The organism is Qipengyuania aestuarii (genome assembly GCF_019711535.1).
In the GTDB taxonomy this organism is placed as follows: Bacteria; Pseudomonadota; Alphaproteobacteria; order Sphingomonadales; family Sphingomonadaceae; genus Qipengyuania; species Qipengyuania aestuarii.
In genome coordinates, this window is the sequence record NZ_JAIGNP010000001.1 from 580274 (window position 1) to 606108 (window position 25835).

The 25835-nt window shown below is 57.8% G+C and carries 29 protein-coding genes and 1 tRNA gene; 7 read left to right on the plus strand and 23 right to left on the minus strand.

Going from position 1 to position 25835, the window contains the following annotated elements:
- Positions 1 to 33: 33 nt before the first annotated feature.
- The 5 genes from dapF to K3175_RS02880 all read left to right on the plus strand — a co-directional run bounded on the left by dapF (position 34) and on the right by K3175_RS02880 (position 4118).
- Complete coding sequence (gene dapF, locus K3175_RS02860; RefSeq protein ID WP_221541847.1) at positions 34 to 843, plus strand: diaminopimelate epimerase; 810 nt, start codon at positions 34 to 36, stop codon at positions 841 to 843.
- Positions 840 to 2027 (plus strand): MiaB/RimO family radical SAM methylthiotransferase, encoded by a 1188-nt coding sequence (locus K3175_RS02865; RefSeq protein WP_221541848.1) that lies wholly within the window; start codon positions 840 to 842, stop codon positions 2025 to 2027. Before dapF ends, K3175_RS02865 begins: the two co-directional genes overlap by 4 nt.
- Positions 2024 to 2947 carry a signal recognition particle-docking protein FtsY gene (ftsY, locus tag K3175_RS02870; protein ID WP_221541849.1) on the plus strand — a complete coding sequence of 308 codons (924 nt, stop codon included), beginning with the start codon at positions 2024 to 2026 and terminating at the stop codon, positions 2945 to 2947. The genes K3175_RS02865 and ftsY overlap by 4 nt, the downstream gene beginning before the upstream one ends.
- Before the next feature lie 69 nt (positions 2948 to 3016).
- Positions 3017 to 3676 (plus strand): inner membrane-spanning protein YciB, encoded by a 660-nt coding sequence (locus tag K3175_RS02875; RefSeq protein WP_221541850.1) that lies wholly within the window; start codon positions 3017 to 3019, stop codon positions 3674 to 3676.
- Positions 3677 to 3683: 7 nt separating this feature from the next.
- On the plus strand, positions 3684 to 4118 hold the full coding sequence (locus tag K3175_RS02880; protein ID WP_221541851.1) for a GNAT family N-acetyltransferase: 435 nt from the start codon (positions 3684 to 3686) through the stop codon (positions 4116 to 4118).
- Here K3175_RS02880 and K3175_RS02885 read toward each other — a convergent pair.
- The 11 genes from K3175_RS02885 to K3175_RS02935 all read right to left on the minus strand — a co-directional run bounded on the left by K3175_RS02885 (position 4115) and on the right by K3175_RS02935 (position 12998).
- Entirely contained in the window at positions 4115 to 4327 is a 213-nt protein-coding gene (locus tag K3175_RS02885) for a hypothetical protein (protein WP_247710624.1), read from the minus strand. The two genes, K3175_RS02880 and K3175_RS02885, sit on opposite strands and share 4 nt — an antisense overlap.
- A gap of 64 nt (positions 4328 to 4391) precedes the next feature.
- Entirely contained in the window at positions 4392 to 4604 is a 213-nt protein-coding gene (locus tag K3175_RS02890) for a cold-shock protein (protein WP_221541852.1), read from the minus strand.
- 235 nt (positions 4605 to 4839) lie between these two features.
- Positions 4840 to 6777 (minus strand): potassium transporter Kup, encoded by a 1938-nt coding sequence (locus K3175_RS02895; RefSeq protein ID WP_221541853.1) that lies wholly within the window; start codon positions 6775 to 6777, stop codon positions 4840 to 4842.
- A gap of 119 nt (positions 6778 to 6896) precedes the next feature.
- Positions 6897 to 7541: a tetratricopeptide repeat protein gene (locus tag K3175_RS02900; protein WP_221541854.1), complete on the minus strand. Its 645-nt coding sequence runs from the start codon at positions 7539 to 7541 to the stop codon at positions 6897 to 6899.
- On the minus strand, positions 7538 to 7942 hold the full coding sequence (locus K3175_RS02905; protein ID WP_221541855.1) for a cytochrome c-type biogenesis protein: 405 nt from the start codon (positions 7940 to 7942) through the stop codon (positions 7538 to 7540). The genes K3175_RS02900 and K3175_RS02905 overlap by 4 nt, the downstream gene beginning before the upstream one ends.
- Positions 7939 to 8466, minus strand: a complete 528-nt coding sequence (locus tag K3175_RS02910; RefSeq protein ID WP_221541856.1) for a DsbE family thiol:disulfide interchange protein — start codon at positions 8464 to 8466, stop codon at positions 7939 to 7941. Before K3175_RS02910 ends, K3175_RS02905 begins: the two co-directional genes overlap by 4 nt.
- On the minus strand, positions 8463 to 10418 hold the full coding sequence (locus tag K3175_RS02915) for a heme lyase CcmF/NrfE family subunit (RefSeq protein ID WP_221541857.1): 1956 nt from the start codon (positions 10416 to 10418) through the stop codon (positions 8463 to 8465). Before K3175_RS02915 ends, K3175_RS02910 begins: the two co-directional genes overlap by 4 nt.
- Positions 10415 to 10876, minus strand: coding sequence for a cytochrome c maturation protein CcmE (ccmE, locus tag K3175_RS02920; RefSeq protein ID WP_221541858.1), 462 nt, complete (start codon positions 10874 to 10876; stop codon positions 10415 to 10417). The genes K3175_RS02915 and ccmE overlap by 4 nt, the downstream gene beginning before the upstream one ends.
- Positions 10877 to 11027: 151 nt before the next feature.
- Entirely contained in the window at positions 11028 to 11750 is a 723-nt protein-coding gene (gene ccmC, locus K3175_RS02925) for a heme ABC transporter permease CcmC (protein WP_221541859.1), read from the minus strand.
- 55 nt (positions 11751 to 11805) lie between these two features.
- On the minus strand, positions 11806 to 12870 hold the full coding sequence (locus K3175_RS02930) for a Leu/Phe/Val dehydrogenase (RefSeq protein WP_221541860.1): 1065 nt from the start codon (positions 12868 to 12870) through the stop codon (positions 11806 to 11808).
- 51 nt (positions 12871 to 12921) lie between these two features.
- A tRNA-His gene (locus K3175_RS02935) sits at positions 12922 to 12998 on the minus strand.
- Positions 12999 to 13191: 193 nt separating this feature from the next.
- Between K3175_RS02935 and K3175_RS02940 the strand changes: the two genes are divergently transcribed.
- Complete coding sequence (locus tag K3175_RS02940; protein ID WP_221541861.1) at positions 13192 to 13827, plus strand: prolyl hydroxylase family protein; 636 nt, start codon at positions 13192 to 13194, stop codon at positions 13825 to 13827.
- A 59-nt stretch (positions 13828 to 13886) separates the two neighbouring features.
- Here the strand turns inward: K3175_RS02940 and rpmE are convergent, their stop codons facing one another.
- The 10 genes from rpmE to pyrH all read right to left on the minus strand — a co-directional run bounded on the left by rpmE (position 13887) and on the right by pyrH (position 23248).
- Positions 13887 to 14111 (minus strand): 50S ribosomal protein L31, encoded by a 225-nt coding sequence (gene rpmE / locus K3175_RS02945; RefSeq protein WP_221541862.1) that lies wholly within the window; start codon positions 14109 to 14111, stop codon positions 13887 to 13889.
- Positions 14112 to 14205: 94 nt separating this feature from the next.
- Complete coding sequence (fabZ, locus tag K3175_RS02950; protein WP_221541863.1) at positions 14206 to 14658, minus strand: 3-hydroxyacyl-ACP dehydratase FabZ; 453 nt, start codon at positions 14656 to 14658, stop codon at positions 14206 to 14208.
- Positions 14659 to 14680: 22 nt separating this feature from the next.
- Positions 14681 to 15358, minus strand: a complete 678-nt coding sequence (locus K3175_RS02955; RefSeq protein ID WP_221541864.1) for an OmpH family outer membrane protein — start codon at positions 15356 to 15358, stop codon at positions 14681 to 14683.
- Positions 15358 to 18051: an outer membrane protein assembly factor BamA gene (gene bamA / locus K3175_RS02960; protein ID WP_221541865.1), complete on the minus strand. Its 2694-nt coding sequence runs from the start codon at positions 18049 to 18051 to the stop codon at positions 15358 to 15360. Before bamA ends, K3175_RS02955 begins: the two co-directional genes overlap by 1 nt.
- Positions 18052 to 18187: 136 nt before the next feature.
- Positions 18188 to 19297, minus strand: coding sequence for an RIP metalloprotease RseP (gene rseP / locus K3175_RS02965; RefSeq protein WP_221541866.1), 1110 nt, complete (start codon positions 19295 to 19297; stop codon positions 18188 to 18190).
- Positions 19298 to 19323: 26 nt separating this feature from the next.
- A complete protein-coding gene (locus K3175_RS02970) occupies positions 19324 to 20475 on the minus strand; it encodes a 1-deoxy-D-xylulose-5-phosphate reductoisomerase (RefSeq protein WP_221541867.1) in 1152 nt (383 codons plus the stop codon).
- Positions 20472 to 21104, minus strand: coding sequence for a phosphatidate cytidylyltransferase (locus tag K3175_RS02975; RefSeq protein WP_247710626.1), 633 nt, complete (start codon positions 21102 to 21104; stop codon positions 20472 to 20474). Before K3175_RS02975 ends, K3175_RS02970 begins: the two co-directional genes overlap by 4 nt.
- A 118-nt stretch (positions 21105 to 21222) precedes the next feature.
- Positions 21223 to 21906, minus strand: coding sequence for a polyprenyl diphosphate synthase (gene uppS / locus K3175_RS02980; RefSeq protein WP_221542332.1), 684 nt, complete (start codon positions 21904 to 21906; stop codon positions 21223 to 21225).
- Between the two features lie 25 nt (positions 21907 to 21931).
- A complete protein-coding gene (frr, locus tag K3175_RS02985; RefSeq protein WP_221541868.1) occupies positions 21932 to 22489 on the minus strand; it encodes a ribosome recycling factor in 558 nt (185 codons plus the stop codon).
- Positions 22490 to 22522: 33 nt separating this feature from the next.
- Complete coding sequence (pyrH, locus tag K3175_RS02990; RefSeq protein ID WP_221541869.1) at positions 22523 to 23248, minus strand: UMP kinase; 726 nt, start codon at positions 23246 to 23248, stop codon at positions 22523 to 22525.
- 108 nt (positions 23249 to 23356) lie between these two features.
- Between pyrH and K3175_RS02995 the strand changes: the two genes are divergently transcribed.
- Positions 23357 to 23812, plus strand: coding sequence for a VanZ family protein (locus K3175_RS02995; protein ID WP_221541870.1), 456 nt, complete (start codon positions 23357 to 23359; stop codon positions 23810 to 23812).
- Positions 23813 to 23902: 90 nt separating this feature from the next.
- On the opposite strand, the gene tsf is transcribed toward K3175_RS02995, so the two are convergent.
- Both tsf and rpsB read right to left on the minus strand, forming a co-directional pair.
- Complete coding sequence (tsf, locus tag K3175_RS03000) at positions 23903 to 24829, minus strand: translation elongation factor Ts (protein WP_221541871.1); 927 nt, start codon at positions 24827 to 24829, stop codon at positions 23903 to 23905.
- A 117-nt stretch (positions 24830 to 24946) separates the two neighbouring features.
- A complete protein-coding gene (rpsB, locus tag K3175_RS03005) occupies positions 24947 to 25696 on the minus strand; it encodes a 30S ribosomal protein S2 (protein ID WP_221541872.1) in 750 nt (249 codons plus the stop codon).
- Between the last annotated feature and the right edge of the window lie 139 nt (positions 25697 to 25835).

Genomic DNA, 25835 nt, shown 5'->3' on the forward strand with positions numbered 1-25835 from the left:
CTATTCGATCCCACCACCTAGATGCGCAAAATCATGCGCGTTCCCTTCATCAAGATGCACGGTCTCGGCAATGACTTCATTGTATTGGATGCGCGCAAAGAGGCTCTGCCGCGCATAACGAACCGGATGGCGTCGGCACTTGCCGATCGGCACACCGGAATAGGGTGCGACCAACTGGTGCTGCTCGAGAGGAGCGACCAAGCGGATATCCGCATGCGGATCTTCAACTCCGATGGCGGCGAAGTGGGCGCTTGTGGAAATGCTACCCGGGCGGTTGCGTTAATCCACGGCGAGGAAGCCCGAATCGAAACGCAGGCCGGCATTCTGATCGCCTCTCCAACCGATGGCGGTGCCAGCGTGGATATGGGCCAGCCGCGCTTCGAATGGGATGCGATCCCGCTGGCCTATCCAATGGACACTCTCTCAATGCCGGTTGGGTGGGGACCACTCGATACGCCAGGCGCGGTCAGCGTCGGCAATCCCCACGTGATTTCGTTCGTCGATAACTGTGATGCGGTTCCGCTTGAACGCCTTGGTCCCGAAATTGAAAATGACCCGCTTTTTCCCGAACGGGTCAACGTGAACGTTGCTACCGTCGAAAGCCCTGGCCGTATCCGCCTGCGTGTGTGGGAACGGGGAGCCGGACTAACCCGCGCCTGTGGCACAGGGGCTTGCGCAACAGCCGTCCACGCCATGCGCCGCAAACTCGTCGACAGCTCAGTAACCGTTGGTCTGCCAGGCGGTGATTTGCAGATCGAATGGCAGATGGGTTCTGCAATACGAATGACAGGACCTGCAAGCGAGAGCTTTCGCGGCACCTTCGAATGGGAAGATTACGCATGAACGCGCCTCAAAAGGTGCCGGAAGTGGTCTCACTGGGTTGCCGCCTCAATCTTTCCGAAAGCGAGCGCATTCGCACCATGTTGGCGGGGGAGGATAACCTCGTCGTGGTCAATAGCTGTGCGGTGACAAGCGAGGCGGTCCGCCAGACGCGGCAAGCAATTCGCAAGGCACGCAAGGCCAATCCCGAGGCTAGACTTCTTGTAACCGGGTGTGCGGCCGATATAGAACGTGAACAGCTCGGCGCCATGCCCGAAGTAGACGGCCTGATCGCCAACGCGGCGAAGCTCGACCCGCGTGCGTGGAATGTTCCGGCAAAAGCGCCCCCCGTAGCAGCGCTTCACACCCGCGCTTTCGTCGCGGTTCAAAACGGCTGCGATCATGCGTGCACTTTTTGTGTCATTCCTCAAGGTCGCGGCCAAAGCCGATCCCTTCCAATTGCCCAAGTTTTGCGGGAGATAGAGACGCACCTTGAGGCAGGATCTGCCGAAGTCGTGCTGACCGGGGTGGACGTAACTTCATGGGGTCACGATCTGCCGGGCAGTCCAAAACTCGGCGCATTGGTGACAGCAGTTCTGCATGCCTTCCCGGCACTTCGCCGAATAAGAATGTCGTCCATCGATGGCATAGAGGTAGACGATCAGCTTTTCGAGCTATTCGCGGGGGAGCGTCGCATCATGCCGCATATCCACCTGTCCCTTCAGCATGGCCACGATCTCATCCTCAAGCGAATGAAGCGCCGGCACAGCCGCGCCGACGCACTTGATCTCGTCAGACGCCTGAAAGCCCGGCGGCCCGAAGTTGCCCTCGGTGCAGATCTAATTGCAGGGTTTCCAACCGAATGCGAAGATCACCACGAAGCCAATCTTTCGATCATCCGTGATCTCGATATCGTCCATGGACATATCTTTCCTTATTCCGTCCGTCCCGGCACTCCTGCCGCGCGGATGCCGCAGGTCGATCGGCTTTCGGTAAAACGACGTGCCGCAGAATTGCGCGCTCAAGTCGCGAAGCAGCGAAGCGAATGGCTGCCATCTCTTTTGGGAAAACCGCTGGAAGTACTCGCGGAAGCAGACGGCACCGGCTATTCCCCTGAATTCGCTCGCGTGACGCTGCCGCAAGGCGCAGCGCGCGGCTCTATTGTCAATGTGACGCCCAAGACCCTCGAGGACAATCTCCTGTCATGAGCAAACCTAGCTGGACCGAGCGCCTGTTCGGCGGCTTCAAGAAAACATCCGACCGCCTGAGCGAAAATCTCACGGAGGCGGTCTCCAAGGCAAAGCTCGACGATGCAACTCTCGACGATGTCGAGGATGCTTTGATCATGTCGGACCTCGGCCCAAGCGCCGCTGCTCGGATACGCGAGCGACTGAGAGAAAAAAGATTTGGTCTGGAAATCAGTGCCGACGAATTGAAGGAGGCGGTCGCAGACGAAATCGCGGCGATTCTGCGTCCCGTTGCCAAGCCTCTGGAGATCACTGCCTTTCCGCGGCCTCAAGTACTTTTGGTCATCGGCGTTAACGGCAGTGGGAAGACCACCACGATCGCCAAGCTTGCGCATCTCTTTGTCGAGGATGACTACAATGTCATGCTAGCCGCTGGAGACACCTTTCGTGCAGCCGCCATTGGTCAGCTTCAGACTTGGGCCGACCGTGTCGGGGTGCCCATTGTGCGGGGGCCAGAAGGCGGAGACCCGGCGAGCATCGTGTTCGATGCCGTCAAGAAAGGCACCGAGATCGGAACCGACGTGCTTATCGTCGACACGGCTGGGCGTTTGCAGAACAAGCGAGAACTGATGGACGAGCTGGCCAAAATCCGAAAGGTCCTAGGCCGCCTTAATCCAGAAGCACCGCACGATGTAGTTTTGGTGCTCGACGCGACCAATGGCCAGAACGCTCTTTCCCAAATCGATGTCTTCAAGGAGGTCGCGGGCGTAACAGGCCTCGTGATGACCAAGTTAGATGGCACCGCGCGAGGCGGCGTGCTGGTTCAGGCGGCGGAGAAATACGGGTTGCCCATTCATGCCATTGGCGTCGGCGAGAAGATCGATGACCTGCGGCCGTTCGATCCCGATCTCGTCGCACGCGTCATCGCGGGGATCGCATAGCAGCTGCTTCTAACGGACCGATAAAGTCTGCGTTGCAGCCGAACGAATTGTGGAAACGAACCGATACAGATGACAGAGACAAAGACCGAAACTGAGGCTGGAAAAAAGCCAACCGGTTGGCTCAATACCCTAGTCGATTATGGCCCTCTGCTGGTTTTTCTCGGCGTCTATAAGTTTTACCAACCGCCCGAGGATTCCACTTTCGGCGAAATCGCCGCGGTCATCTACGGCACTATGGCCTTCATGGTGGCAGCGGTTGCCGCCCTGGCTTTCAGCAAGTGGAAGTTCGGCAAGGTCAGCCCGATGCTTATTTTGTCGACCACCTTAATTGTGGGCTTCGGTGGCCTCACAATCTGGCTACGCGACGAACGTTTCATCCAGTTCAAGCCAACCGCCATTTATCTGCTGTTTGGCGCTGTGTTGCTCATCGGCTGGCTTCGAGGCCGAGCTTGGCTTCAGGTGCTGCTGGAGGCAGCATTCGAAGGAGTGACGCAGGAAGGCTGGCTCAAGCTCTCGCGCAATTGGGGCTTCTTTTTCCTGTTCCTCGCCGTTTTGAACGAGATACTCGTGAGGACCATGAATTTCGAAAGCTGGCTTTGGGCAAAGATCTGGGTGTTTTTACCCCTGACCTTCCTCTTTACCTTTTCGCAGATCCCCATGCTGCTCAAGCACGGTCTCTCGCTTGAAGATAAGAATGATGTCGTCGAAGACGAACCACCTACCGCTTGAGAAGTCGATGCCCATCACAATCGAGCTCAAACCAACTCTGGAGGTAAGGACTGCACTTAGCCAAGGGATCATCGACTTCAATCGTAACACGATCGTCGACCTGGAAGCCAATGATGCCGAAATCCGCTTTTATGTCATCGCGACCGATGAACAAGATGAATTGATCGGAGGTCTACGCGCAAGCTGTTACTGGAATACGCTACACATCGAATTGCTATGGCTATCAGATCCAGCACGCGGGCGAGGAACGGGGGCCAAAATATTGGCCGCCGCTGAAGATTTCGCCAGAGCAAAGGGATACGAAAAGGCTCTTGTCGAGACGACAAGTTGGCAGGCCAAGCCGTTTTATGAGAAGCACGGCTATGATCTGCTGGCTACGCTGGAAGGCCGCCCTAAGGGCCATTCTTCGCACTATCTCACCAAGGACCTGACCCGAGCTTAGTCCTGCTCCTGCGCCGCCTCAAGCTTCTCGACGCGAACCTTCTCGCGTTCTTCTGCCACCCCACGTGCATGCTCAGCCAAACCACGCCACGTTTTTTCCGAACGTAACGCGCGATCCCTGACGTTATCCAGTGTAGCGCCTGCCGCTTCCTCAGCTGCCTGATCGGCGCGGGAAATGCAAAAGGCATAGCTTTGTGTGTTCGCCATCATATGGCTCCACGAATTAGATGTCGGGTGCCCGCGCTGATCTGCGCGGGCACCCGACGAGATTGAATCAGTCGGCAGCCGAGAGATTTACGGCGCTTTCCTTGCCATTGCGGCCGGACTCGACTTCGTAATTGAGACGCTGCTCTTTATCGAGAGTCTGCATGCCAGCGGCCTGAACTGCAGAAATGTGTACGAAGCTGTCAGCAGAACCGTCGTCGGGCTGGATGAAACCATAGCCCTTGTCGGTGTTAAAAAATTTGACTGTTCCGGTCTTGCTCATGTTCGGTTCCTTTCAAGAACGCGTAAGTGTGCCCCGCAGCGACATGCCGCGGGGTCGTGCGTAAAATCGTCCGATGAAAGGAAGTCAGCGTCTGGTTTACGCCGGGGCCCATAAGGGCAAGCGGCGGTCGTCAAATAACCGAAGTCCGTCGCAAATTTCGACGTCAGCGAGAGCTTACTAGCACGGAGGGCGTGATTTACCTAACGATTACACGCGGATCGTCTGAGACCGAACCTTAGATCTCCACCTGGCTGCCTAATTCGACAACGCGATTGGTAGGCAGACGGAAGAAATCCATCGCAGTCGCCGCGTTGCGAAGCATCCAGGCAAAAATCTTTTCTCGCCATATCGGCATGCCGGGATTGCTGCTCGGCAACAGGGTCTGGCGGCTAAGGAAGAAGCTGGTATGCATCATGTCGAACTCGCCGCCGCACCGTTCCATTTCTTTCAAGCCTTGCGGGACATTCGTCTCCTGCATGAAGCCGTAATGCAGCACTGCGCGGTAGAAACCATCGCCGATGTCATGGATTTCGCATCGCTCGGTTGCATCCACATAGGGTGCGTCGGCGATAAGAACGGTCAGGATAATGACGCGCTCGTGCAGCACTTTGTTGTGCTTGATGTTGTGAAGAAGCGCTGACGGCACTCCGGCGGTCTGGCTGGCCATGAAGATGGCGGTTCCAGGCACACGAGCAGCAGAGTTCTTGGCACTCTTCGCGAAAATCTCAATGGGCAATGCAGTCTCATGCATCCGCTCCCGCATCAGTTTGCGACCCCGCGCCCAAGTCGTGAGAAGCGTAAACGCGACAAGCCCCACGACCAGCGGGAACCAGCCTCCTTCGGGGATCTTGGCCAGATTGGCTGCAAAGTAGGCACCGTCTACGATGAGGAAGAACAGGACGACAGGAGCGGCGACCCACCACTTCCACTTCCATACACCGACGAACAGGACCCCCATCAGCAGTGTGTCGATCGTGACCGCTCCCGTCACAGCGATCCCGTACGCGCTCGCGAGGTTGGACGAGTTCTGGAAGGTGAGGACGAGGATGATAACAGCCACCATCAGGGCCCAATTGATGACCGGAATGTATATCTGGCCGCTTTCGGTTTCGCTCGTGTGCCGGATGGTCATGCGCGGCATGAAGCCAAGCTGCATCGCCTGATGGGTGATGCTAAAAGCGCCCGAGATCACGGCCTGGCTGGCGATGAACGTCGCCAATGTTGCGAGGATGACCAGCGGCAGGCGATATTCCTCGCTCGCCAGCAGGAAGAAGGGATTGCGGACCACCTCAGCTGCCTGCTCTGCAGGGAGCCCCGCGATCATGGCTCCCTGACCGAAATAGTTTAGCAAAAGGCATGGCATGACAAAGCCGAACCACGAAAGCCGCATCGGGCCACGACCGAAGTGGCCCATGTCGGAATAAAGCGCCTCCGATCCTGTCACAGCCAGTACCACCGCGCCCAATGCGAGGAACGCGATAACGCCGTCAGAAATGAAAAACTGAACTGCATACCACGGGTTGAGTGCCCAGAGGATATCTGGATTTTGCCAGATCTGGTTTGCGCCCAAGAGAGCGATCGTCGCGAAATAAACGATCATGACAGGCGCGAACAACGCACCGACCTTCGCCGTCCCCCGGCTCTGCAGGAAGAAGAGGAACACCAGCAGGACCAAGGCGATGGGGATGACAAGCGATTCCAGACCTGGATTTACGACAGTCAGCCCTTCGACGGCCGAAAGTACGGAAATCGCTGGCGTGATCATGCTATCGCCATAAAATAGCGAGGTAGCAAAAACGCCCAGCAGCACGACCAACCAACCGTATTGCGAACGACCGATGTGGCGGCTCAGCAAGGCGACAAGAGCAAGGCTACCGCCCTGCCCCTTGTTATCGGCGCGCATGAGAATGGTAACGTATTGGATCGATACGACGATCAGCATCGACCAGAATATGAGGCTGACGACACCGAGAACATGCATCCGGTCAATGGCGATATTCGCAGCCCCGGCGAAGGTTTCGCGAAACGCATAAAGCGGACTCGTGCCGATGTCCCCGAACACGATGCCGATGGCGCCGAAGGCAAGTGCGGCCTTTGACGCGCCATGGCTATTGCCATGACTGCTGTCGCCGCCACGCTCGGGCTCTGAAATCGGCGCTAGGGCCTCGGTCATAGAATGGATTTTACCTGCCGCATTGCGTCAAACCTTGTAGAAACGGAAGCCACGCTCCCGCACAAGCTGGCGGCGATTAGCAGTAAGGGTCAAGCTGAGCAACACGCCGCGCGCCACGCCTAGTTTTCCGGCGTTTCCACTGCCTGAGGGCGAAGGATTTCGTCGAGCCTTGCAAGCCTCTGGGAAAGCGACTCGCGCCATGGCGCATCGACTGGCGCGGATTCGATAGCTTCCCGCCACAATTCGCGCGTCCGCTCGATCTCGCCGGACCGCAGCCAGGCCAGCCCCAGAAAATACCGGGGGCCGCCGTTGGCCTGGTCGAGAAGTTGCGCGCGTTCGAATGCCTCGAGTGCGGCGGGCGTCAGCCTTCCATCGGCATGCTCGACCAACGCGATTCCCAAAGCCAGCCAGGCTTCCCGATCTTTCGGCGCCTCCTCTACAGCGTTCCGGTAGAACCCAGACGCAGCTTCGAAGTCGCCACGCCGCACATAACTGTCGCCAGTGACGATCCAGCGGGAGGGAAACTGCGTGGTATCGAAAAACTCACGGCGGGCTTCAACAAGAAGCTCGCCGTCGACGTCGTTCTGCTCTTGAGCCTCACCCGGCGATGCGGGTTGATTAGGCGAACCTTGCAGCGCGTAGCCTGTCAGTCCGAAAAGGAGCGCAGCGCCAAGGACTGTCCAGCCGGCTCTGTTCACTCGCAGGACAAAGGCTGCAACCAGAAATGCTCCGACCGCCAACGCGACCACGGCGATCCAGCTCACGAGCGCCTCCGAAACCGCCGACTGAACAGCAGTAAAGCAATTACCACCAGCAAAGCCGGAACTGCGAAAAGCGGCCAGGTTGTCGCGCTCATGACTGGTTCGTAACTGACATAGTCGCCATAGCGGTCCATCAACCAGCGCCGGATCGCTTCAGGCTCTTCGCCTGCGGCGATGCGAATACGCACCTGATGCCGCATGTCGCCCGCCATCGACGCATCGCTGTCCGCAATGGATTGTGATTGGCATTTCAGACAGCGCAGCGTCTCCATCAAATCCTGCGCCTGTGCTTCCTGAGCCGGGTCATCCAACTGCCGATAGGCATACGGCGCTGGGGGCACCTCACCTTGCGCAGCTAGAGGCATCGCCAAAGAAGCGGCAAGAAGAGCCAAGGCCAGCCTCATCTTTCGGCTTTCCGCAGTTCACCAAGCAATATGGGCACCTGCTCTGGCCGTATATCCCCGACATGTTGATAGGTTATCCGGCCACTTCCATCGACCACAAAGGTCTCAGGCACTCCCGACGAACCAATCCCGAGTTGCACTTCGGAAAGGTCATCACGACCAATCCGCGCATAGGGGTTACCGTGCTGGCTCAAGAACCGGGCCACGTCCTCCGGTTTGTCACGAATAGCGATGCCTACGATTTCCGCCCCTTGCTCCTTTAACTGCTCGAGTTGCGGTGCTTCCGCAATGCACGGAAGGCACCAACTTGCCCAGATGTTGAGAAGCCGTGGACGACCATCGGAAAAGTCCGCACTGGCCACTCCCGGCTGCTCGCTCACCGCCGGCGGGAGGTCGAAGTACGGCAACGCCTCGCCAATCATCGCACTTTTGACGACGTCATCGCGCGGCTGGGTCAGTTGGTACGCTGCGAGGCCGAGGAAGGCGAAAAACACCAGGAATGGCAACCAAAGCCGCCAACTCATAGCATGGCCTCCTCATCGCGCCGACGTGCGGCAATTCTGCGCTCCGCAGAACGCCGTTTGACGTCGGTTCTGACGCGCCCGACGAGCGCAAAAGCACCTCCTAGAGCGATGAGAAGTCCGCCATACCAGATAAAGGTGACGAACGGCTTCCACCACAATCTCAGCTGCCAACGGCCATCCACGCCTTCGCCCCCCATGACGGCGTAGAGCTGGCCGTTCCAACGAGTCACCAGAACGCTCTCTGTAGTTTGCTGAGGAGGCGCCCAGAAATTGCGGGACTGAGGTTCGATTTCCACCGCCTCTCCACCTTTGTATGCCGCCAGCAATCGTCCGGAGAGCGCGGTCCAGTTCGGCCCCGCAATTGGTTCTACGCCATCGAGGCGGACCTGCCACGGCCCCACAGACGTCTGCTGTCCTTCTTCCAAAGCGGCGAGGCGTTCTTCGGAGAATGCGCTCTCACTAGCCATACCGAACAACGAAACCGCGATGCCGAAATGCGCGATGACCATTCCCCATGTCGCGAGAGGGACACGAGTGAGTTTTCGACCCCTCAGCGGGAGGAAGCTCGCGACCCCTAGAGCAAAGGCGAATGAAAGACCTAACAATGGCAACACTGCCATGCCGAAGATAACAGCCAGCAAGCCTATGGCTGCAATCGTCAGCGCTGCCGTCAGGGCAAGCTCCCGCGATATGCGGCCCCAATTATCCCGACGCCACCTGAGCAATGGCCCGACCGCCATGACCGCTAACATAGGAAAGACAAAAATGGCGCTGACGGGATTGAAGTACGGCGGCCCCACGGACACGCGTATGTCGAACGCTTCGGTCAGAAGCGGATAGAGCGTACCTAGAAGAACAACGGCAAGGATCGCGCTAAGCATCACGTTGTTTACGACCAGCGCCCCTTCCTTGCTGGCCACGGAAAAGCGCTCACCCTCGCTTATCGAACCTGCGCGCAAGGCGAAGAGCAACAGCGCGCCACCGATGTACAACGCGAGAAGAAAGAGAATGAAACTTCCACGCTCCGGATCCACGGCGAAAGCATGAACACTGGTGAGAATGCCCGAACGAACCAGAAATGTGCCCAGCATCGACATGGAAAAGGCGACAACACCAAGCATAATCGTCCAGACCCGTAACGCGTCGCGGCTGGCGAGGACGCCAGCTGAATGAAGCAGCGCAGTCGCGGCCAGCCACGGCATGAGGCTGGCATTTTCGACCGGGTCCCAGAACCAGTATCCTCCCCAGCCAAGTTCATAGTAGGCCCAGTAACTTCCCGCAGCGATGCCGAGCGTTAGAAAGGTCCACGCCCCGAGGATCCACGGCCTCATTGCACGAGCGAAAGCAGGAGTAACTTGCTTCGTCACGAGAGCACCGACGGCGAAGCTGAAAGCCACTGAAAGACCGACATAGCCAAAATAGAGCGTCGGTGGATGGAGCGCGAGACCGATATCCTGCAGCAAAGGGTTGAGGCCCAACCCTTCCGGGGCAGGCTGCGCAAGCCGTTCGAAGGGATTCGAGCTGAGAAGAAGAAACGCGTAAAAACCCAGCGCCACGAAGCCCTGAGCAGCCAGGGTCGCCTGCATCGTGCGCTCCGGCAGTCGCCTCTCGACCGCCGCGATAAGCGCTCCGGCGAGTGCCATTACCGTCACCCACAATAGCATCGAGCCTTCGTGATTTCCCCAGGCACCTGATAATTTGAATATGAGTGGCTTCATCGTGTGCGAATTCATCGCCACCAGCTTCACCGACAAATCGGTAATGCCGAAAACCCACAACAGTGCGCCAAACGCGGTCCCAACCAATCCGCCCTGCAATATTGCCGCCGGACGCGTCAGTTGCGCGATCTCGTTATCCGCCCCGCTCCACACGGACAATGCACCGCACGATAGTTGCAGAACGGCAAGCGCCGCAGCCAGCCAAAGCGCTGCAAGACCGAGTTCTGCGATCATTCCAGTCCAACCGTCGTGTCTTCCGCCATTTCGGCGGCCTGATGCTCGCTCATCCCTTCCAGTTCTCGCGGAACGTAATTTTCATCATGCTTGGCGAGAAGGTTGTCCGCAACAAAGGTGCCGCCACTGTTGAGGCGCCCCTCGGCAACCACACCGGAACCTTCAACAAACAGGTCAGGCAGTATTCCGGCATATCGCACTGGAATGCGAGAGTTGTCCCGACCAGTCACCGCAAAAGTAACCGTTACTCCATCAGCCAACTTCTGGAGCGAGCCAGCTTCGACCATTCCGCCCAAGCGTACAGCCTGACCCGGCTCCGGAGGTTCGGCAACTATCTGTTCCGGGAGATAGAAATAATTCGCCTGATTGCGCAGCGCGTATACCGCGAGAAGCGATGCACCAACTAGCGCAATAAGAGCGAGAACGACGAGAACGAGGCGTTGGTGCTTTGCTTTCATCTTTCTCGCCTCGATCCGGAACGAATTTTTTCGCGCCTAGCCTCAGCCCTCTTCATGGCGACCCAGCTCCAGAAGATCATGGCAGCAGTCCCACCGATGCCTATCGCGTAAGCTGCATAAACAAAGGTCCACTGATCCAAAGCCTCGTGCACTAGTCCGCCTCCAAGGCCTGGCGGCGCAGTCGCGCATCGGCCTGAATATCGGCAAGGATGGCACGCATGCGCGCCAGAACAACGCCAGCAAAGATCAGCGAAAAGCCGATAACTGCTGCAAGCAGAGGAGCAAGAAATACCCCGTCAATAGCGCTTTTCCCCATCGTGATACTCGGCGGCTGATGGAGGGAGTTCCACCATACGACGCTGCGATTGATAATCGGGATGTTAATCGCACCCAAGAGTCCGAATATAGCGGGGATACGGGACGAGACCCCTTCCCGCTCGGCTGCTTGTCCAAGAGCGATATAAGCCGCGTAGAGAAAGGCCAGAACGAGCATCGATGTCAGCCGTCCATCCCAGACCCACCAAGTGCCCCAGGTCGGCCTGCCCCAGATCGATCCGGTAACCAGACAAACTAGGGTAAAAACCAGGCCCGGCACAGCTGCGCCGCGAGCAGCGATGGCGGCGAGGGGGTGCCGCCAAACGAGGTAAACCAGACTTGAGAGAGCGATCGCGGTCCAGCCCCCCATTCCAAGCCAAGCGGTCGGGACATGGATAAATATGATCCGCACGGTCTCGCCCATCAAGCGATCCGGCGGCACCAGCGCGAAACCCCAGATTAGGGCAGCTGCGGTCAAGACTATCCCGGCAATCAACGATGCCGGGGTTAGCCAGCCCGCCAAGGCCAGAAAACGTTTAGGATTTGCGAAGCCATGCATTGTTCAAGCCGTGGCCGAAGCCTATTGCAGCCGCTGACCCTGCCCGCAAGGAAGATCAGCGTCCAATTAGTTCCTGAGCCATTCGGTCAGCTACCTGGTCGGGAGAAACGCCGGTCTCATCGCTCGTCTGCCAGATTTCCTCGAGGCGCCCAGGGATAAGCGCGATGCGCTTACGCACCTCGTTGATATCACAGGGGGCTTTGTCGTTCCGGCAAAGGTATTCGAGCGTCACCGAGATGATACCGCCGGCGTTGATGACATAGTCCGGGGCGTAGAGAATGCCACGCTCCGCCAGCATCGGTCCATGCTCCGCACGCTTTAGCTGGTTGTTAGCGCCACCGGCGACGATCTTGCAATCCAGCCGGCCGATCCCCTCTTCATCGAGAATCGCACCAAGAGCGTTTGGGCTGAAGACATCGCAGGCTACGGACATAATAGCTTCGGGAGCGACACATTCCGCATCAAGTTCGCGTGCCAGATCTTGGCACCGGTCCATATTGATGTCCGAGAGCGTGAGCTTCGCACCTTCCTTCGCCAGGAGCCGTGCAACACCGCCGCCCACGCTACCGGTGCCCTGGATCGCGACATGGACACCGTCCATGGCATCCTTGCCAAGCTTGTGCTTCACTGCCGCTTTGATGCCGAGAAAAATACCCAGCGCCGTAAAGGGGCCTGGGTCTCCGCCCGCTGCATCTTCACCCTCGACCGGAAGCCCGGACACATACTGCGTGCGCTCGGCAACTGCCGCCATGTCGGCTTCCGAGATGCCGACATCTTCAGCGGTGACATATTGGCCGCCCAATGCATCGACCGCATCTGCAAAAGCGGCCAGCATTTCTGGCGTTTTGGTCCTGCTCTCGTCAGCAAGAATAACTGCCTTGCCTCCGCCCATGGGGAGACCGGCCATCGCATTCTTGTAACTCATCCCGCGGCTTAGGCGCAGCGCGTCCCGCATAGCGGCTTCAGGCTCGGCATAATGCCAGAAACGGGTCCCCCCGGCGCCGGGGCCAAGATGCGTAGAATGCAGGGCGATAATTGCCGTGAGGCCGCTTTTCGGGTCGCGTACGACCTCGACCAGTTCGTGGTCGTCGTAATCCGCTTCGGTCCAGAACGCCGTCATCGATCAATCACCCCCAAAAGGTATTTCATAACCCGGCGCGAAGGGAGAAAATGGGGCGATCGACGGGGTTCGAACCCGCGACCTCCGGTACCACAAACCGGCGCTCTAACCAACTGAGCTACGATCGCCACACGCCCCCGGAACGCTGTCGGGAAGGCGGCACATATACGCAAGGATCGGGCCGTCAACCCGCCTTACGCAACGGCGAGCGCCTGTTGCACAACAAGGGGCAGATGGGAAGTCAAAAAATGAAAGAGGCTCACTATGCGCAACTTTCTTTCACAGCTTGCGAGGGCGCTCGTGTTGGCTAATGCATGGACAATGAATTCTCCCAGCGAATCTACAAGCGCTCTCCTGCTCTCGTCGAATGGGGTACAGCGCCCTCCCTCGGACAAGATCGAGTTGTTTCAAATGCGAGGCTTCGCTGGTCCGGAGTTATGCAGGCAATTGATCGATCTCATCGAAAAGGATCGGCGACCGTCGACGCTCGCGGACGCAGGCGACGATCGCTATTTTCGAACCAGCGAAACCTGTGATTTGCCTGAGGACGAACCGGCAGTTCGTGAGATGGAAGATTTGCTGGCAAGATTGAATGGCATCGATCCTACGCACGGCGAACCGCTGCAGGGCCAGCGCTATGATGTCGGTCAGGAGTTCAAACCCCATTGCGATTATTTCAATCGAGGTGGCCGCGATTGGGAAAAGTATTGCTCGGTCGCGGGTCAGCGAACTTGGACCTTCATGGTGTACCTGAACGATGTCGAAGCTGGCGGCGCAACCCGGTTCAAAGCCGTAAAAAAGACCTTTCAACCCGAGTTGGGAAAACTGCTCTGCTGGAATAACCGCCGGCCAGATGGGAGCGAGAATCCGAATACCATCCACCACGGGATGAAGGTTAGAAAGGGCGTAAAATACGTAATTACGAAATGGTATCGTGAAAAAGTCTGGGGTTGGTAGAACGGAAAAGGGCGGCCCAACCGGACCGCCCTCCAAAAATCTGGCGTAAGCGGAAAAGCTTACTTCTTGAGCGTAAGCCCGCCGAAACGCTTGTTGAACGCGGCAACGCGCCCACCCTCGGAAAGCTGCTGCTTCCCGCCAGTCCACGCGGGATGGCTTGTGGGATCGATATCGAGCGCGAGAGTGTCGCCTTCTTTGCCCCAGGTCGAGCGCGTCTGGAATTCGGTACCATCGGTCATCTTGACCGTGATCATGTGGTATTCGGGGTGACCTTCAGCCTTCATGATTTACGTCCTTTTAGCTTCGGAACGGTTCCGACCGGTCCAGCTGTGTTGGGAAAGGTTGCGCGCTTAACGCCGAAATGCAGGATTCGCAAGGCTATTCCGGAGCGTCCGCAATCATCGCAGTGAAGCCGACTTCACAGGTAACCTTGCCATCAACCGAGGCTTCTCCTGCAAATTTGCACACACGTGCCCGCTTCTGCACGAATTCAGCCTTGAGATCGAGAAGGACGCCTGGCGTTACCGGAGCACGAAATTTCGCATTCTCGATTGCCAGGAAATAAACGAGCTTACCCGATCCGGCGAGATTCAAACTTTCGACTGCGAGAACTCCCGCAGCCTGGGCCAAGGCTTCAATCTGGAGAACACCCGGCATGATGGGAGCGCCAGGGAAATGGCCTTGAAAGAAGTCTTCGTTGAAACTTACAGCCTTTACCGCATGAATTCTCTCATCGACGACGATCTCTTTGACACGGTCGACAAGGAGTAAGGGATAGCGATGTGGAAGGCGTTTAAGCACTTCAACAACGTCGAAGCTGGTGTCGCTCATATCCCCACTCCCCTTTTCAAAATCAGCGACCAGAGGTCTGGGCGGGCTGCTGCTGCGCTGCGGCGGCCTGCTGCTGACGGGCCGCGACCATGCGAATTTGTTCGACCTGCTGATATACGGCGACCGACTGCTGGCTTGGCTGCCAGCCTTGTGGAGCTGCAGTCTGTACGCTCGGCACGCGTGTGTTGAGTGCGGTTACTACCTTTTCGCTGATGTTCGCACCGGCAGCCGACCACGCCACGGCATCGGGCGAAAGCACGACCTGAATGTTGTTTGCCGAAGTGACGGTCTGCAGAGCAGCCGAATACTGCTGAAGGATCTGTTCGACAGCATACACACGTGCCATATCGATCTGATTGCTCAGCTGGCCGATTTCGCGCTCAAGAGTCTGAATCTGCTGAGCTTGCGGAGCATTCTGCGCAGCCTGCTGTTCCGCTTGGTCGAGATTACCGTCGTTATTGGTATCCAACTGCTGGATCAGGCCCTGGGCCTGCTGCTGCTTCTGCTGGATCTGCTGAATCTGCGACGCATAGGTCGTATTGATCTGCTGGTACGCTGTGTTGAGCGCCTGGCTCGCAGCGATAGTAGCCGGCGGATTGACGATGCCGATGTTCCCGCTGACCTGTGCGGCAAGTGGCGATGCTGCAATAGCCGCACCTGCAAGGCTGGCGACAGCGATGGTTTTGCTGAAAATGTTCATCAGAATTGCGTTCCTACGTTGAAGGAGATGGTCTTGGTGTCATCTCCCCTCTGCTTCTTGATCACTTGCGATACATCGATCCTGAACGGACCGAACGGCGAGTTCCAGTTGACCCCGATACCCGCTGTTATGCGTGGACTGATGCTGTCCCCGAGGAAGACTTCCTTGTAATAATTGCCGATGGCGGGATTGTAGGGCGTTCCGTCCTCCGCCGCGGCATTGGTGGTCTGGAGAAACTGACCGGTAGGCTCGCCGTCGGTATTCAGGACTGGCTGAAGATACAGCAGGTCCCCAGCGAGATTACGAAGTTGCTCTCCATTCGGATTGTCGACCAATGTCGGGCGGTCGACGGCGAACAAGGAACCAACATCAAGCCAGACCGAAGGCCTCAGCCCCATTTCCTGCGCGCCGGATCCGAGCGGAATTTCCAGTTCGGCACGGCCCAGATAGTAGGCTCGTCCGCCAAGCGCATCGTCGAAGTTGCGATTGTTGTTCTCGCGCAGATCTTCGAGGGTCTGAAGAATTCTGGGGCCGCTCGGATCATCCGGATTGATCTGATACTGAAGTCGAACGACGCGCGGGCCCACACCGCGAATATCGAAACCACGGAACTGGGGTTCGCCGAGCTGGAAGCGATCGGTGAGCCGGACATCGTCGAAGCCCGGCGTTCCGCGGTCTTCGAGCGCCTTGATCCAGCCCCCTTCGGCCTGAAGCGAGAAAATGAAGCCGGATCCAAGAGGCATCCATTTACCCATCTTGGACCGCATTCTGAGATATTTCACATCGCCGCCCAGTCCTGCGAACTCGGCAGTCGTCGATATCGATTCACCCCGTGTGGGGCGCAGTCTGCTGTTAAGCGAATCATAGTTCAGCGTGAAACCGAGGATTGAACTCGTTCGCTTTCCGACCGCTTCGCAAATGAAGCGTGACTGGGTGCATTCATCAACCCCGTCACCGTCGAAGTCGCCGAAATAGGCGGTTCCCACCGTCACGTCTTCAAAGTTCAGCGTGTAGCTTCCGATCGCCGACATGTATTCGGTAAGGGGCACACCCGCGCGGAGCTGCAAGCCGGTTGTCGCCTGCTTGTAACGGTTTAATTCGCTGGCATAAAAGTCGTTATCGTATTCGCGATGGTAGATATCCGCGCCCATCGAGATATTGCGATCAAACACATAGGGCTCAGAAAAGCTCACCTGCGCCGATTTCGAGAACCGCGAGTAATTCAGGCTCAGGCCGATGGTCTGCCCTCGGCCGCGGAAGTTGCGCTGCCGGATCGAACCCGCGAGCACGAACTTTTCCAAGCTCGAAAACCCTGCGGAAAGCTGCAGTTCGCCCGTTGGCTGTTCTTCGATATTTGCTTCCAGAATTACGCGGTCAGGAGCGCTGCCCTCAACCTGAGTAATTTCGAAATTCTCCTGAAAATAGCCAAGCGAGCCAATCCGCGCCTCGGAGCGCTTGATAGCAAGGCTATTGAAGGCGTCACCTTCTGCGACGCGGAACTCTCGCCGCACGACCTTGTCCTGCGTGAGAGTGTTGCCGTTTACATCGATACGCTCGACATACACACGAGGTGCTTCACGAAGGACGAAAGTAACGTCCATAGTGAGATCTTCGGGATTGCGAGTAAACTCAGGACGCACGTCCGCAAATGCGTAGCCAAAGGTACCAGCCAGGTCGGTCATCTGCTCGACCGTGTCTTCCACCTGCTTGGCGTTATACCAATCGCCCGTCGACATCGGCAATCGACCAGTCATCGCACTGCTATCGAAATCGCGAAGTTCGCTGCGAACCTCGACGTCGCCGAACTTATACCGTTCACCTTCTTCCACCACATAAGTGATGATGAAGTCTTCCTTGTCCGGCGTCAGCTCCGCAACGGCGGAAACGACGCGGAAATCGGCATATCCTTCGGTAAGATAGAAGCTGCGTAGATTTTGCTGGTCGAATGCCAGACGATCAGGATCGTAGCTGGTGTTCGAACTGAGGAAGGAAAGTAGTCCGCCAGTCTGCTTGGTGACCATTTCATCTTTCAGATCACCGTCGGAAAACTGTTCATTCCCGATGATGTTGATCTGGCGAACCTTGGATTTCGGTCCCTCATCGATCTCGAAGACGATATCCACCCGGTTCTGGCTGAGCTCGACCATCTGCGGCTCGACCGTCGCCGCAAAGCGACCCTGGCGCTTGTAGAGCTCGATGATCCGGGCAACGTCCGCTCGCACTTTCGAACGGGTGAATATCTGGCGCGGGGCCAGGCGAATTTCGGGCAGGATCTTATCATTCTTGATGCGATCGTTCCCTTCGAGAATGATCCGGTTGATCACCGGGTTCTCGACGACATTGATGACCACATTGCCATCTTCGTTCGTTACGCTCGCGCTCGAGAATAGCTCGGTCGCATAGAGGTCCTTGATGACCTGGTCGCCAGCTGCGTTGGTGTAGACGTCACCGGGCCGAAGACGGATGTAGGAAAGGATGGTTTGCGGCTCGAGGCGCTGTGCACCCGCTACGGCAATGCTGCGCACTACAGCCTGCTGCTCGACTGCCGCACTCGCTTGATCCGTTTCCGGAGCAGCATCCTGCGCCAGAGCCAAACCAGGCATACCGCCCATGATCGTCCCGGCCAGCAGGCCGGCTACAAGCTTCGCAGCCCGAGGTTTCGTCTTGCCCGCGGCAGTCGCAAATCCAGTCATCGACAAGGGAGTTCCCGTCCTCAAATAATCCATTGGCCTGCCCGTCCGGCGGCCAGATGGCCCCCTGCCCGAAGCAGCCCGTCCAATCAAGCCGTGTCGAGCCGTACTCTGCGGCTCCTTCTCGGCCTGTCCCCGCCTAATTCCCGAACACCGGGAGCTTGGCGATATCTATGAAGGTGACGAATATCATCAGCGCGAGCACAAGCGCCACACCGGCTCTGTAAGCCACCTCCGTACTGCGGGGCCCCAGCGGTTTGCGGCGGATCGCCTCAGCCGCATAGAATGCCAGGTGCCCGCCATCGAGGGCTGGAATTGGCAGGAGGTTGATGAATGCCAAGTTAAGCGAGATAAGCGCCACGAAGTTGATGAAAGCAAGCGGTCCCATGCTGAGCTGTTCGCCTGCATATTTACCGATCGTGACCGGACCGCCCAACTCTTGAACGGAGCGATCTCCCACAATTATCTGCTTGATCCCGGTAACCATCATGTCGACCATGTTGACCGACTGAACCACCGAAAGTCTGGCAGCTTCCTCAATCCCGACTGGCTGAAAATCCATACCACCGGAATAGACACCAAGCCTGCCTACACGCGAACTGTTACCGAACCGATCTGTCTCGACGCTATCAGCGATGGTGACCGGAAAAGTCAGGCTGCGCCCTTCGCGCTCGACGGCCATCTCAATGGTCTTGCCCGGGAACATAAGGACGCGATCCTGAATGTCCTGAAATTGCCGCACCGGATCTCCGTCGATTGCGGTGATCCGATCTCCCTCCTCAAGACCGGCTGCCTGCGCAGCGGATTGCTCGGCAAAGCTCTGTATGACGTTCGTTTCTGAAGGATCGGCCGGCACAGGCTTTCCGTAGAGCGCGAAAAAACTCGCGAAGATCGCCAGAGTGATCAGTATGTTCATCGCCGGTCCGGCAAATACGATCAGCGCTCTCTTCCAAAGAGCAGCATGATGGAAACTGCCGTCACGCTCTTCCGGTAAGGCCTTGGCGATAGTCTGTTTGTCCGGAATGCTTGCCGGGTCCATGTCGCCCTTGAACTGCACATAGCCGCCCAGTGGCAAGGCGGACAACTTCCAACGCGTCCCGCGCTTATCCGTGTAACCGGCAAGCTCCCTGCCGAAACCGACGGAAAAGGCCTCGGCCTTCACTCCGAAAAATCGCCCAACGAGATAATGGCCAAGTTCATGCAGTGTCACCAGCGGCCCCAACAGAAGTGGGAAGCCGATGATGTACATCCAAAAAGGAATAGAAGCGTCCAAGGTCAGTCTTTCTCCAGGTACTCTTCAGCCAGTTGTCGAGCCGCGGAGTCGACGAGGAAAACATCATCCAGCGTCTGTGGGTCCGGCGGCAAGTTTGCTGTGTTGAGAACGGCTTCCACTATTACCGGGATGCGGCTGAACCGGATCTTACCTGCAAGGAAAGCAGCTACGGCAATTTCGTTCGCGGCATTGAGCACCGCCGGCGCCGCCCCGCCCGCCTCGGCAGCCTGGCGGGCGAGCTTGGTTGCCGGGAAACGAACCTCGTCAGGCGCAAAGAAAGACAATTCTCCGATTGCAGCGAGATCGAGCGGGGCCATTGGCGTATCCATGCGGCGCGGATAAGCCAGGCACGAGGCAATCGGGACCCGCATATCGGAGGGTCCGAGCTGAGCCAAGGTGGAGCCGTCGCGATATTCGACCATCGAGTGGATCACACTTTGTGGATGGACCACGATGCGTATTTTATCGAGACTCACCGGAAAAAGGTGATGAGCTTCGATCAGTTCTAAACCCTTGTTGAACATGGTGGCGCTATCCACGCTGATCTTGGCTCCCATATCCCAATTGGGATGTGCGATCGCCTGTTGCGGGGTTACCGAGTCAAGGTCATCGACCAGCCTCAGCGGTCCGCCGCTGGCGGTTAGGGTAATCGACCGCACGTCGGCCAAATTACCACCCTGAAGGCACTGAAAGATCGCGTTGTGTTCACTGTCGACAGGCAGAAGCGTAGCGCCATGCGCTTCAACTGCGGCAGTCATGACCTCGCCCGCTGAAACCAAGGCTTCCTTGTTAGCGAGCGCGACTGTGTACCCTTGCTTGATCGCGGCCATGACCGGAGCGAGTCCTGCGCAGCCTACGATGGCGGCCATGACCACATCCGTCGGTCGTTCAGCAGCCTCGCACAGGGCAGATCGTCCGGCAGCAGCCTCGATCCCCGAACCGGACAGAGCAACTTTCAGATCGCCATAACGCGCTTCGTCGGCGATGACCGCAATCTCGGGACCAAATTCGCGGGCTTGAGCGGCAAGCTCCTGCACATTGGAATGCGCTGTCAGGGCACCAACGCGCCAGGCATCAGAGTTGCGCCGAACGAGATCAAGTGTGGATGCGCCAACCGAGCCTGTCGCTCCGAGGATGCTGATTGTACGGGTCATAGGCTGCTATTCAAAAACAGACCCGCCAAAAGCACCACCGGAATAATGCCGTCGGTCCGGTCGAAAAATCCGCCGTGTCCGGGGATGAGGTTGGAACTGTCCTTTACACCTGCCTTGCGCTTGAGCCAACTCTCCAGGAAATCGCCGCTTTGCGCTGCGATTGCTATTATCGCACCCATGCAAAGAACTGAGAACACGGAATGCGGCGCGACGCGCGCTGCAACAACGCTATCCATGGCCGGCGCGACAATGGCGCTGAAAATGCTTAACCAGACGCTGGCCCCGACGACACCTCCGAGCAGTCCTGCCCACGTCTTTGAAGGGCTTATTCGCGGCGCTATCTTTGGTCCCCCAAGCGTGCGGCCGAAACCATAAGCAAAGCTATCGACAAAGATCACCGCGCCCACCACCCCGACGATCATTGCGACCGGTAGTTGCGTCAGTACAAAGCCTGAAGAGGCTATGTAGAGCGTACCGCCCACTAGCGAAATCAAGCGAAATGGAAATTTCGAAGTAGCTCTCGGCACAAGGCGCAGGAACTCAGCCAAGGTGGCTAAGGCGACAAATGCGATGAACGCATCTAGCCACGGATCACCGGCGATGACCGCACCAACCGCGACAGCAAGCATTACGACCGCAGACGCAATCCGGACTGGCAGATCAGACGTCCGCACCGAAAGTGGCACGGTCATGTAACGACGGGCGCGCTCTCTTAATGCGTCCCTCTTGCGCGGCGCGCTTTCGGCTTCACCGTCCCCCAAATCGCCTCTCCCTACCCGAAAACTGGTCCAGCGCGTCCATTAGATGTGCTGGCGTGAAATCGGGCCATAAAATCTCCGTAAAGACCATTTCGGCATAAGCAGCCTGCCACAAGAGAAAATTCGACAGGCGCACTTCACCGCTGGTGCGAATAAGGAGATCCAAGGGCGGCAGGTCAGCCGTGTAAAGGTTTGCAGCGATGCTTTCCTCGGTAACCTCGCCCTGCTTTGCAGCGAGACGCGCAGCAGCGGCGATTTCTGCCTGGGCACCGTAATTCAGCGCGACAGCCAGCGTTCGCGAGCCCTTGGCCGTCTGCGCCAGCGCATCTTCCAGCATTGCTACGATGTCCGGCGCCAGGCTGCGCCAGTCGCCGAGGATATGCAGCTTCACGTCGTTAGCAATAAACTCCGGCAAGTCAGACTTGATGAATTTGCGCATCAAATTCATTAAGTCATCGACCTCGTCCTCAGGTCGCTTCCAGTTCTCCGAAGAGAAAGCATAAAGCGTCAGACACTCGACCGGCGTATCCTTCAGGCTGCGTACAAGCGCGCGGACAGCCTCTACGCCTTTTCTATGCCCCATGACGCGTGGCAAGTGCTTGCGCTTCGCCCAGCGTCCGTTTCCATCCATGATGATGGCAACATGGCGGGCCTCCTGCTGTTTTTCACTCATGCCGGTGCGGCCCCTCACAAGCCGCTTACTGGCTCATGATTTCCTGCTGCTTCTTGGCCACAGCTTCTTCGGCCAGCGTCACGTGGGTGTCGGTCAGTTTCTGGACATCTCCTTCGGACCGCTTTTGGTCGTCCTCAGAGATTTCCTTCTTCTTTTCGTCTTCCTTCAGCGCTTCCATCCCGTCACGGCGCACGTTGCGGATGGCGATCTTGGCCTTTTCGCCATATTCGCCTGCCACCTTGGCGAGATCCTTGCGGCGCTCCTCGGTCAAGTCCGGCATGGGCAGACGGATATTCTGCCCGTCTTGAATGGGGTTGAGGCCCAAATTGGCCTTTGCGATGCCCTTTTCTACCGCACTGACATTGGCTTTGTCCCAAACCTGTACGCTCAGCATGCGCGGCTCGGGTGCGGAGACCGTCGCCACCTGGCTCAACGGCATCATTGAACCGTAAACTTCGACCACCACCGGATCTAGCAGACTGGTGTTGGCACGGCCGGTGCGCAGGCCCGAAAGATCGCCCTTGAGGCTTTCCACGGCGCCCTTCATGCGGCGCTCGATATCGGCTTTGTCGTATTTTGCCATCGTCGGCTTCCTCGTTCTGTCGGTTTGTTCGTTTTACGCGGCCTGATCTGTCACAATTGTCTGCACGCCCTCGCCCGAAAGCACGCGTGCCAGATTACCTTTCTCGCGAATAGAGAAGACCATGATAGGAATGTCATTATCTCGGCACAGTGCCACTGCACTGGCATCCATGACCTTGAGGTTATCGGCAAGTACCTTGCCGTAGCTCACCGTATCATAACGCTTGGCACCAGCATCCTTCTTCGGATCGCTATCATAGACGCCGTCCACGCTAGTGCCCTTCAGCAGTGCATCGCAATTCATTTCCGCTGCGCGTAATGCAGCACCACTATCGGTGGTGAAATAAGGTGCACCAACGCCCGCAGCAAAAATGACGATGCGTCCCTTTTCCAGATGGCGTTCGGCGCGGCGACGGATAACCGGCTCGCACACCTGATCCATCTGCACCGCGCTCTGCACACGTGTTTCGACGCCCAATTGCTCGAGCGCACTCTGCATTGCCAGAGCGTTCATGACGGTGGCCAGCATACCCATGTAATCGGCTTGCGCCCGGTCCATGCCCTGCGCTGCGCCAGCCATTCCGCGAAAGATATTACCGCCGCCGATGACGAGGCAAATTTCCAGGCCAGTTTCCTTGGCCGCCTTCACCTCTTTGGCCAGCTCCAGCACGAAGGCGGGATCAATGCCGAACTGGTTCGTCCCCATCAATACCTCGCCCGACAATTTCAGGAGGACGCGGTTCATCTTGGGAAGGGTCATGGTGGCTGTTCTCTTTTTCCGGATTTGCGGCTCCTTAGCCATCACACGCTCAAGGCGCAAAGGGAAAGGCCGACTCTCCGAGACCTAAGATTGCCAATGAGGTGAATTTTGCTCAAAGCCTTCGTCCGGTTCCACACCAGCGCGCGCATCGAATTCACCGCAGCGCAATCAAAATGGTGCACTGGCAGCACGATGGATTTGCGCACCCTCTTTCGAATCGGTTTTATCGCGCTGCTCGCTGGGATTTTCGTTTTGGCGAACATGCCGGGCAATGAGGCGCCGTCGGTCTTCACCTACGACAAGTTCAATCACATGCTCGCGTTCTTCGTCCTGACATTAGCTGCGATGTTGGCATGGCCTCGCACCAGACCTCTCGTAGCATTCATAACGCTCACTCTGTACGGTTGCGCGATCGAACTTTCCCAATGGCTGATGCCGCTGGGGCGACAGGCTGATTGGCGCGACCTTGTCGCCAACAGCCTCGCTATCGGCATGGGCATTTTGGCAGGATCAGTAGCGAACCGGTTGTGGGGCCGAAATTCGGCGGACCAGCAAGCCCCGTAGGACCTGTCCTGCGAGCCTATACGGGCGGCCAATAAAAAAGCCGCCGGACCTTTGCAGTCCGGCGGCTCCAGATTTTTCTTCGCCTAGTTCTCAGCCTTTGACAGCAGCAGCCACTTCGGCGGCGAAATCGGTTTCTTCCTTCTCAATGCCTTCACCGAGCTGGAAGCGGACGTAGTCAACCAATTCAACCTTGGCACCGATGTCCTTGCCGGCCTGCTCGACGACCTGTGCGATCGGGGTCTTGTTGTCGATCACATAGACCTGGCTGAGCAGCGCGTTTTCCTTCGCGTATTTTGCAACCGCGCCTTCGACCATCTTTTCCTGGACGTTTTCGGGCTTGCCGCTTTCAGCAGCCTTTTCCTTTGCGATCGCGCGCTCACGTTCGATCACTTCGGCGTCGAGTCCATCTGCGGTCAGCGCCTGCGGGAAAGCCGCAGCGATGTGCATGCCGAGCTTCTTGCCAAGCTCTTCGAGCTTTGCCTTGTCACCTTCGCTTTCGAGGGCCACCAGAACACCGATCTTGCCGAGATCGGGAGCGACAGCATTGTGCATGTAAGGCACGATCACGCCGTTTGTGACCGCAACGGTTTTCACACGGCGGATCTGCTGGTTCTCGCCAATGGTGGCGACATTGTTGGTCAGCTTTTCGGCGACCGTGCCACCGGTCGGGTAGGCAGCGTTCTTGAGCGCTTCCACATCGTCGCCATCGATGCCAAGGGCAGTTTCGGTGGTCTTCCGGACGAAATCCTGGAACTGGTCGTTCTTCGCCACGAAGTCGGTTTCCGAGTTCACTTCGACGGCAACGCCCTTGGTGCCCTCGACGGCAACGCCGACGAGACCTTCGGCCGCAGTACGGCTCGATTTCTTCTGGGCAGTGGCAAGGCCCTTGGCGCGCAGTGCGTCAACAGCGGCTTCAATATCGCCATTCGCAGCTTCGAGCGCCTTTTTGGCATCCATCATGCCCGCGCCGGTCTTTTCACGCAGGGCCTTAACGTCAGCGGCAGTAAATGCAGCCATGGTAATTTCCTTAACTGGTGTTTGATGCGGTGGCACCGGGTCCGCTGGTGTCAGCGGCCCGGCGCGTACCTCGTTTTTATGACGGCTGCGTTGCGCTGCCGTCCAACGGGAGTGGGCTTAGGCCGCAGCTTCTTCCGGCGGATTTTCCATCGCGCCGACATCGCGGCCGCTGTCCGCCACACCTTCGCCCTTGCCAGTGCGGGCTGCTTCGGCAACCGCATCGCAATAGAGCTTGATGGCACGGGCAGCGTCGTCATTGCCCGGGATCGGGAATGCGATGCCGTTCGGATCGACATTGGTGTCGAGCACTGCAACCACCGGAATACCAAGCACGTTGGCTTCCTTGATGGCGAGATCTTCCTTGTTGGCGTCGATCACGAACATCACGTCGGGAATGCCGCCCATATCGCGGATGCCGCCAAGCGAAAGTTCAAGCTTGTCGCGCTCGCGCGTCAGCTGAAGGATTTCCTTCTTGGTCAGGCCCGACATTTCACCCGAAAGCTGCTCGTCCAGCGTCTTAAGGCGCTTGATCGACTGAGAAATGGTCTTCCAGTTGGTGAGCATGCCGCCCAGCCAGCGGTGATTCACGAAGTGCTGGCCCGAAGCGAGCGCTGCTTCACGGATCGGATCCTGTGCCTGACGCTTGGTACCAACGAACAACACCTTGCCGCCCGAACGCGCGGTCGAGCTGATGAAGTCGAGAGCACGCGCAAACAGCGGCACGGACTGCGACAGGTCGATGATGTGGATGCCGTTGCGCGCGCCGAAGATATATGGCTTCATGCGCGGGTTCCAACGGTGGGTCTGGTGGCCGAAGTGTGCGCCGGCCTCAATCAGTTGCTGCATGGTGACGGTAGGAGCCGCCATGGTCATTTCCTTTCCGGTTGTACCTCTGGAAGACTGGAACCCGTGATGCGGAGTATCCCGCGCCGGGCACCGGTATGAGCGCCTTCCATGTGGATTTGTCTGCAATGAGTTTAGCCCGAATTGGCCGATTCACCTGCAG

Bases quoted from the DNA above. Each gene is read 5' to 3' on its own strand.
- dapF (WP_221541847.1), top strand. From the start codon at position 34: ATGCGCGTTCCCTTCATCAAGATGCACGGTCTCGGCAATGACTTCATT.
- K3175_RS02865 (WP_221541848.1), top strand. From the start codon at position 840: ATGAACGCGCCTCAAAAGGTGCCGGAAGTGGTCTCACTGGGTTGCCGC.
- ftsY (WP_221541849.1), top strand. From the start codon at position 2,024: ATGAGCAAACCTAGCTGGACCGAGCGCCTGTTCGGCGGCTTCAAGAAA.
- K3175_RS02875 (WP_221541850.1), top strand. From the start codon at position 3,017: ATGACAGAGACAAAGACCGAAACTGAGGCTGGAAAAAAGCCAACCGGT.
- K3175_RS02880 (WP_221541851.1), top strand. From the start codon at position 3,684: ATGCCCATCACAATCGAGCTCAAACCAACTCTGGAGGTAAGGACTGCA.
- K3175_RS02885 (WP_247710624.1), bottom strand. From the start codon at position 4,327: ATGATGGCGAACACACAAAGCTATGCCTTTTGCATTTCCCGCGCCGAT.
- K3175_RS02890 (WP_221541852.1), bottom strand. From the start codon at position 4,604: ATGAGCAAGACCGGAACAGTCAAATTTTTTAACACCGACAAGGGCTAT.
- K3175_RS02895 (WP_221541853.1), bottom strand. From the start codon at position 6,777: ATGACCGAGGCCCTAGCGCCGATTTCAGAGCCCGAGCGTGGCGGCGAC.
- K3175_RS02905 (WP_221541855.1), bottom strand. From the start codon at position 7,942: ATGAGGCTGGCCTTGGCTCTTCTTGCCGCTTCTTTGGCGATGCCTCTA.
- K3175_RS02910 (WP_221541856.1), bottom strand. From the start codon at position 8,466: ATGAGTTGGCGGCTTTGGTTGCCATTCCTGGTGTTTTTCGCCTTCCTC.
- K3175_RS02915 (WP_221541857.1), bottom strand. From the start codon at position 10,418: ATGATCGCAGAACTCGGTCTTGCAGCGCTTTGGCTGGCTGCGGCGCTT.
- ccmE (WP_221541858.1), bottom strand. From the start codon at position 10,876: ATGAAAGCAAAGCACCAACGCCTCGTTCTCGTCGTTCTCGCTCTTATT.
- ccmC (WP_221541859.1), bottom strand. From the start codon at position 11,750: ATGCATGGCTTCGCAAATCCTAAACGTTTTCTGGCCTTGGCGGGCTGG.
- K3175_RS02930 (WP_221541860.1), bottom strand. From the start codon at position 12,870: ATGACGGCGTTCTGGACCGAAGCGGATTACGACGACCACGAACTGGTC.
- K3175_RS02940 (WP_221541861.1), top strand. From the start codon at position 13,192: ATGAATTCTCCCAGCGAATCTACAAGCGCTCTCCTGCTCTCGTCGAAT.
- rpmE (WP_221541862.1), bottom strand. From the start codon at position 14,111: ATGAAGGCTGAAGGTCACCCCGAATACCACATGATCACGGTCAAGATG.
- fabZ (WP_221541863.1), bottom strand. From the start codon at position 14,658: ATGAGCGACACCAGCTTCGACGTTGTTGAAGTGCTTAAACGCCTTCCA.
- K3175_RS02955 (WP_221541864.1), bottom strand. From the start codon at position 15,358: ATGAACATTTTCAGCAAAACCATCGCTGTCGCCAGCCTTGCAGGTGCG.
- bamA (WP_221541865.1), bottom strand. From the start codon at position 18,051: ATGACTGGATTTGCGACTGCCGCGGGCAAGACGAAACCTCGGGCTGCG.
- rseP (WP_221541866.1), bottom strand. From the start codon at position 19,297: ATGTACATCATCGGCTTCCCACTTCTGTTGGGGCCGCTGGTGACACTG.
- K3175_RS02970 (WP_221541867.1), bottom strand. From the start codon at position 20,475: ATGACCCGTACAATCAGCATCCTCGGAGCGACAGGCTCGGTTGGCGCA.
- K3175_RS02975 (WP_247710626.1), bottom strand. From the start codon at position 21,104: ATGCTTGCTGTCGCGGTTGGTGCGGTCATCGCCGGTGATCCGTGGCTA.
- uppS (WP_221542332.1), bottom strand. From the start codon at position 21,906: ATGAGTGAAAAACAGCAGGAGGCCCGCCATGTTGCCATCATCATGGAT.
- frr (WP_221541868.1), bottom strand. From the start codon at position 22,489: ATGGCAAAATACGACAAAGCCGATATCGAGCGCCGCATGAAGGGCGCC.
- pyrH (WP_221541869.1), bottom strand. From the start codon at position 23,248: ATGACCCTTCCCAAGATGAACCGCGTCCTCCTGAAATTGTCGGGCGAG.
- tsf (WP_221541871.1), bottom strand. From the start codon at position 24,829: ATGGCTGCATTTACTGCCGCTGACGTTAAGGCCCTGCGTGAAAAGACC.
- rpsB (WP_221541872.1), bottom strand. From the start codon at position 25,696: ATGGCGGCTCCTACCGTCACCATGCAGCAACTGATTGAGGCCGGCGCA.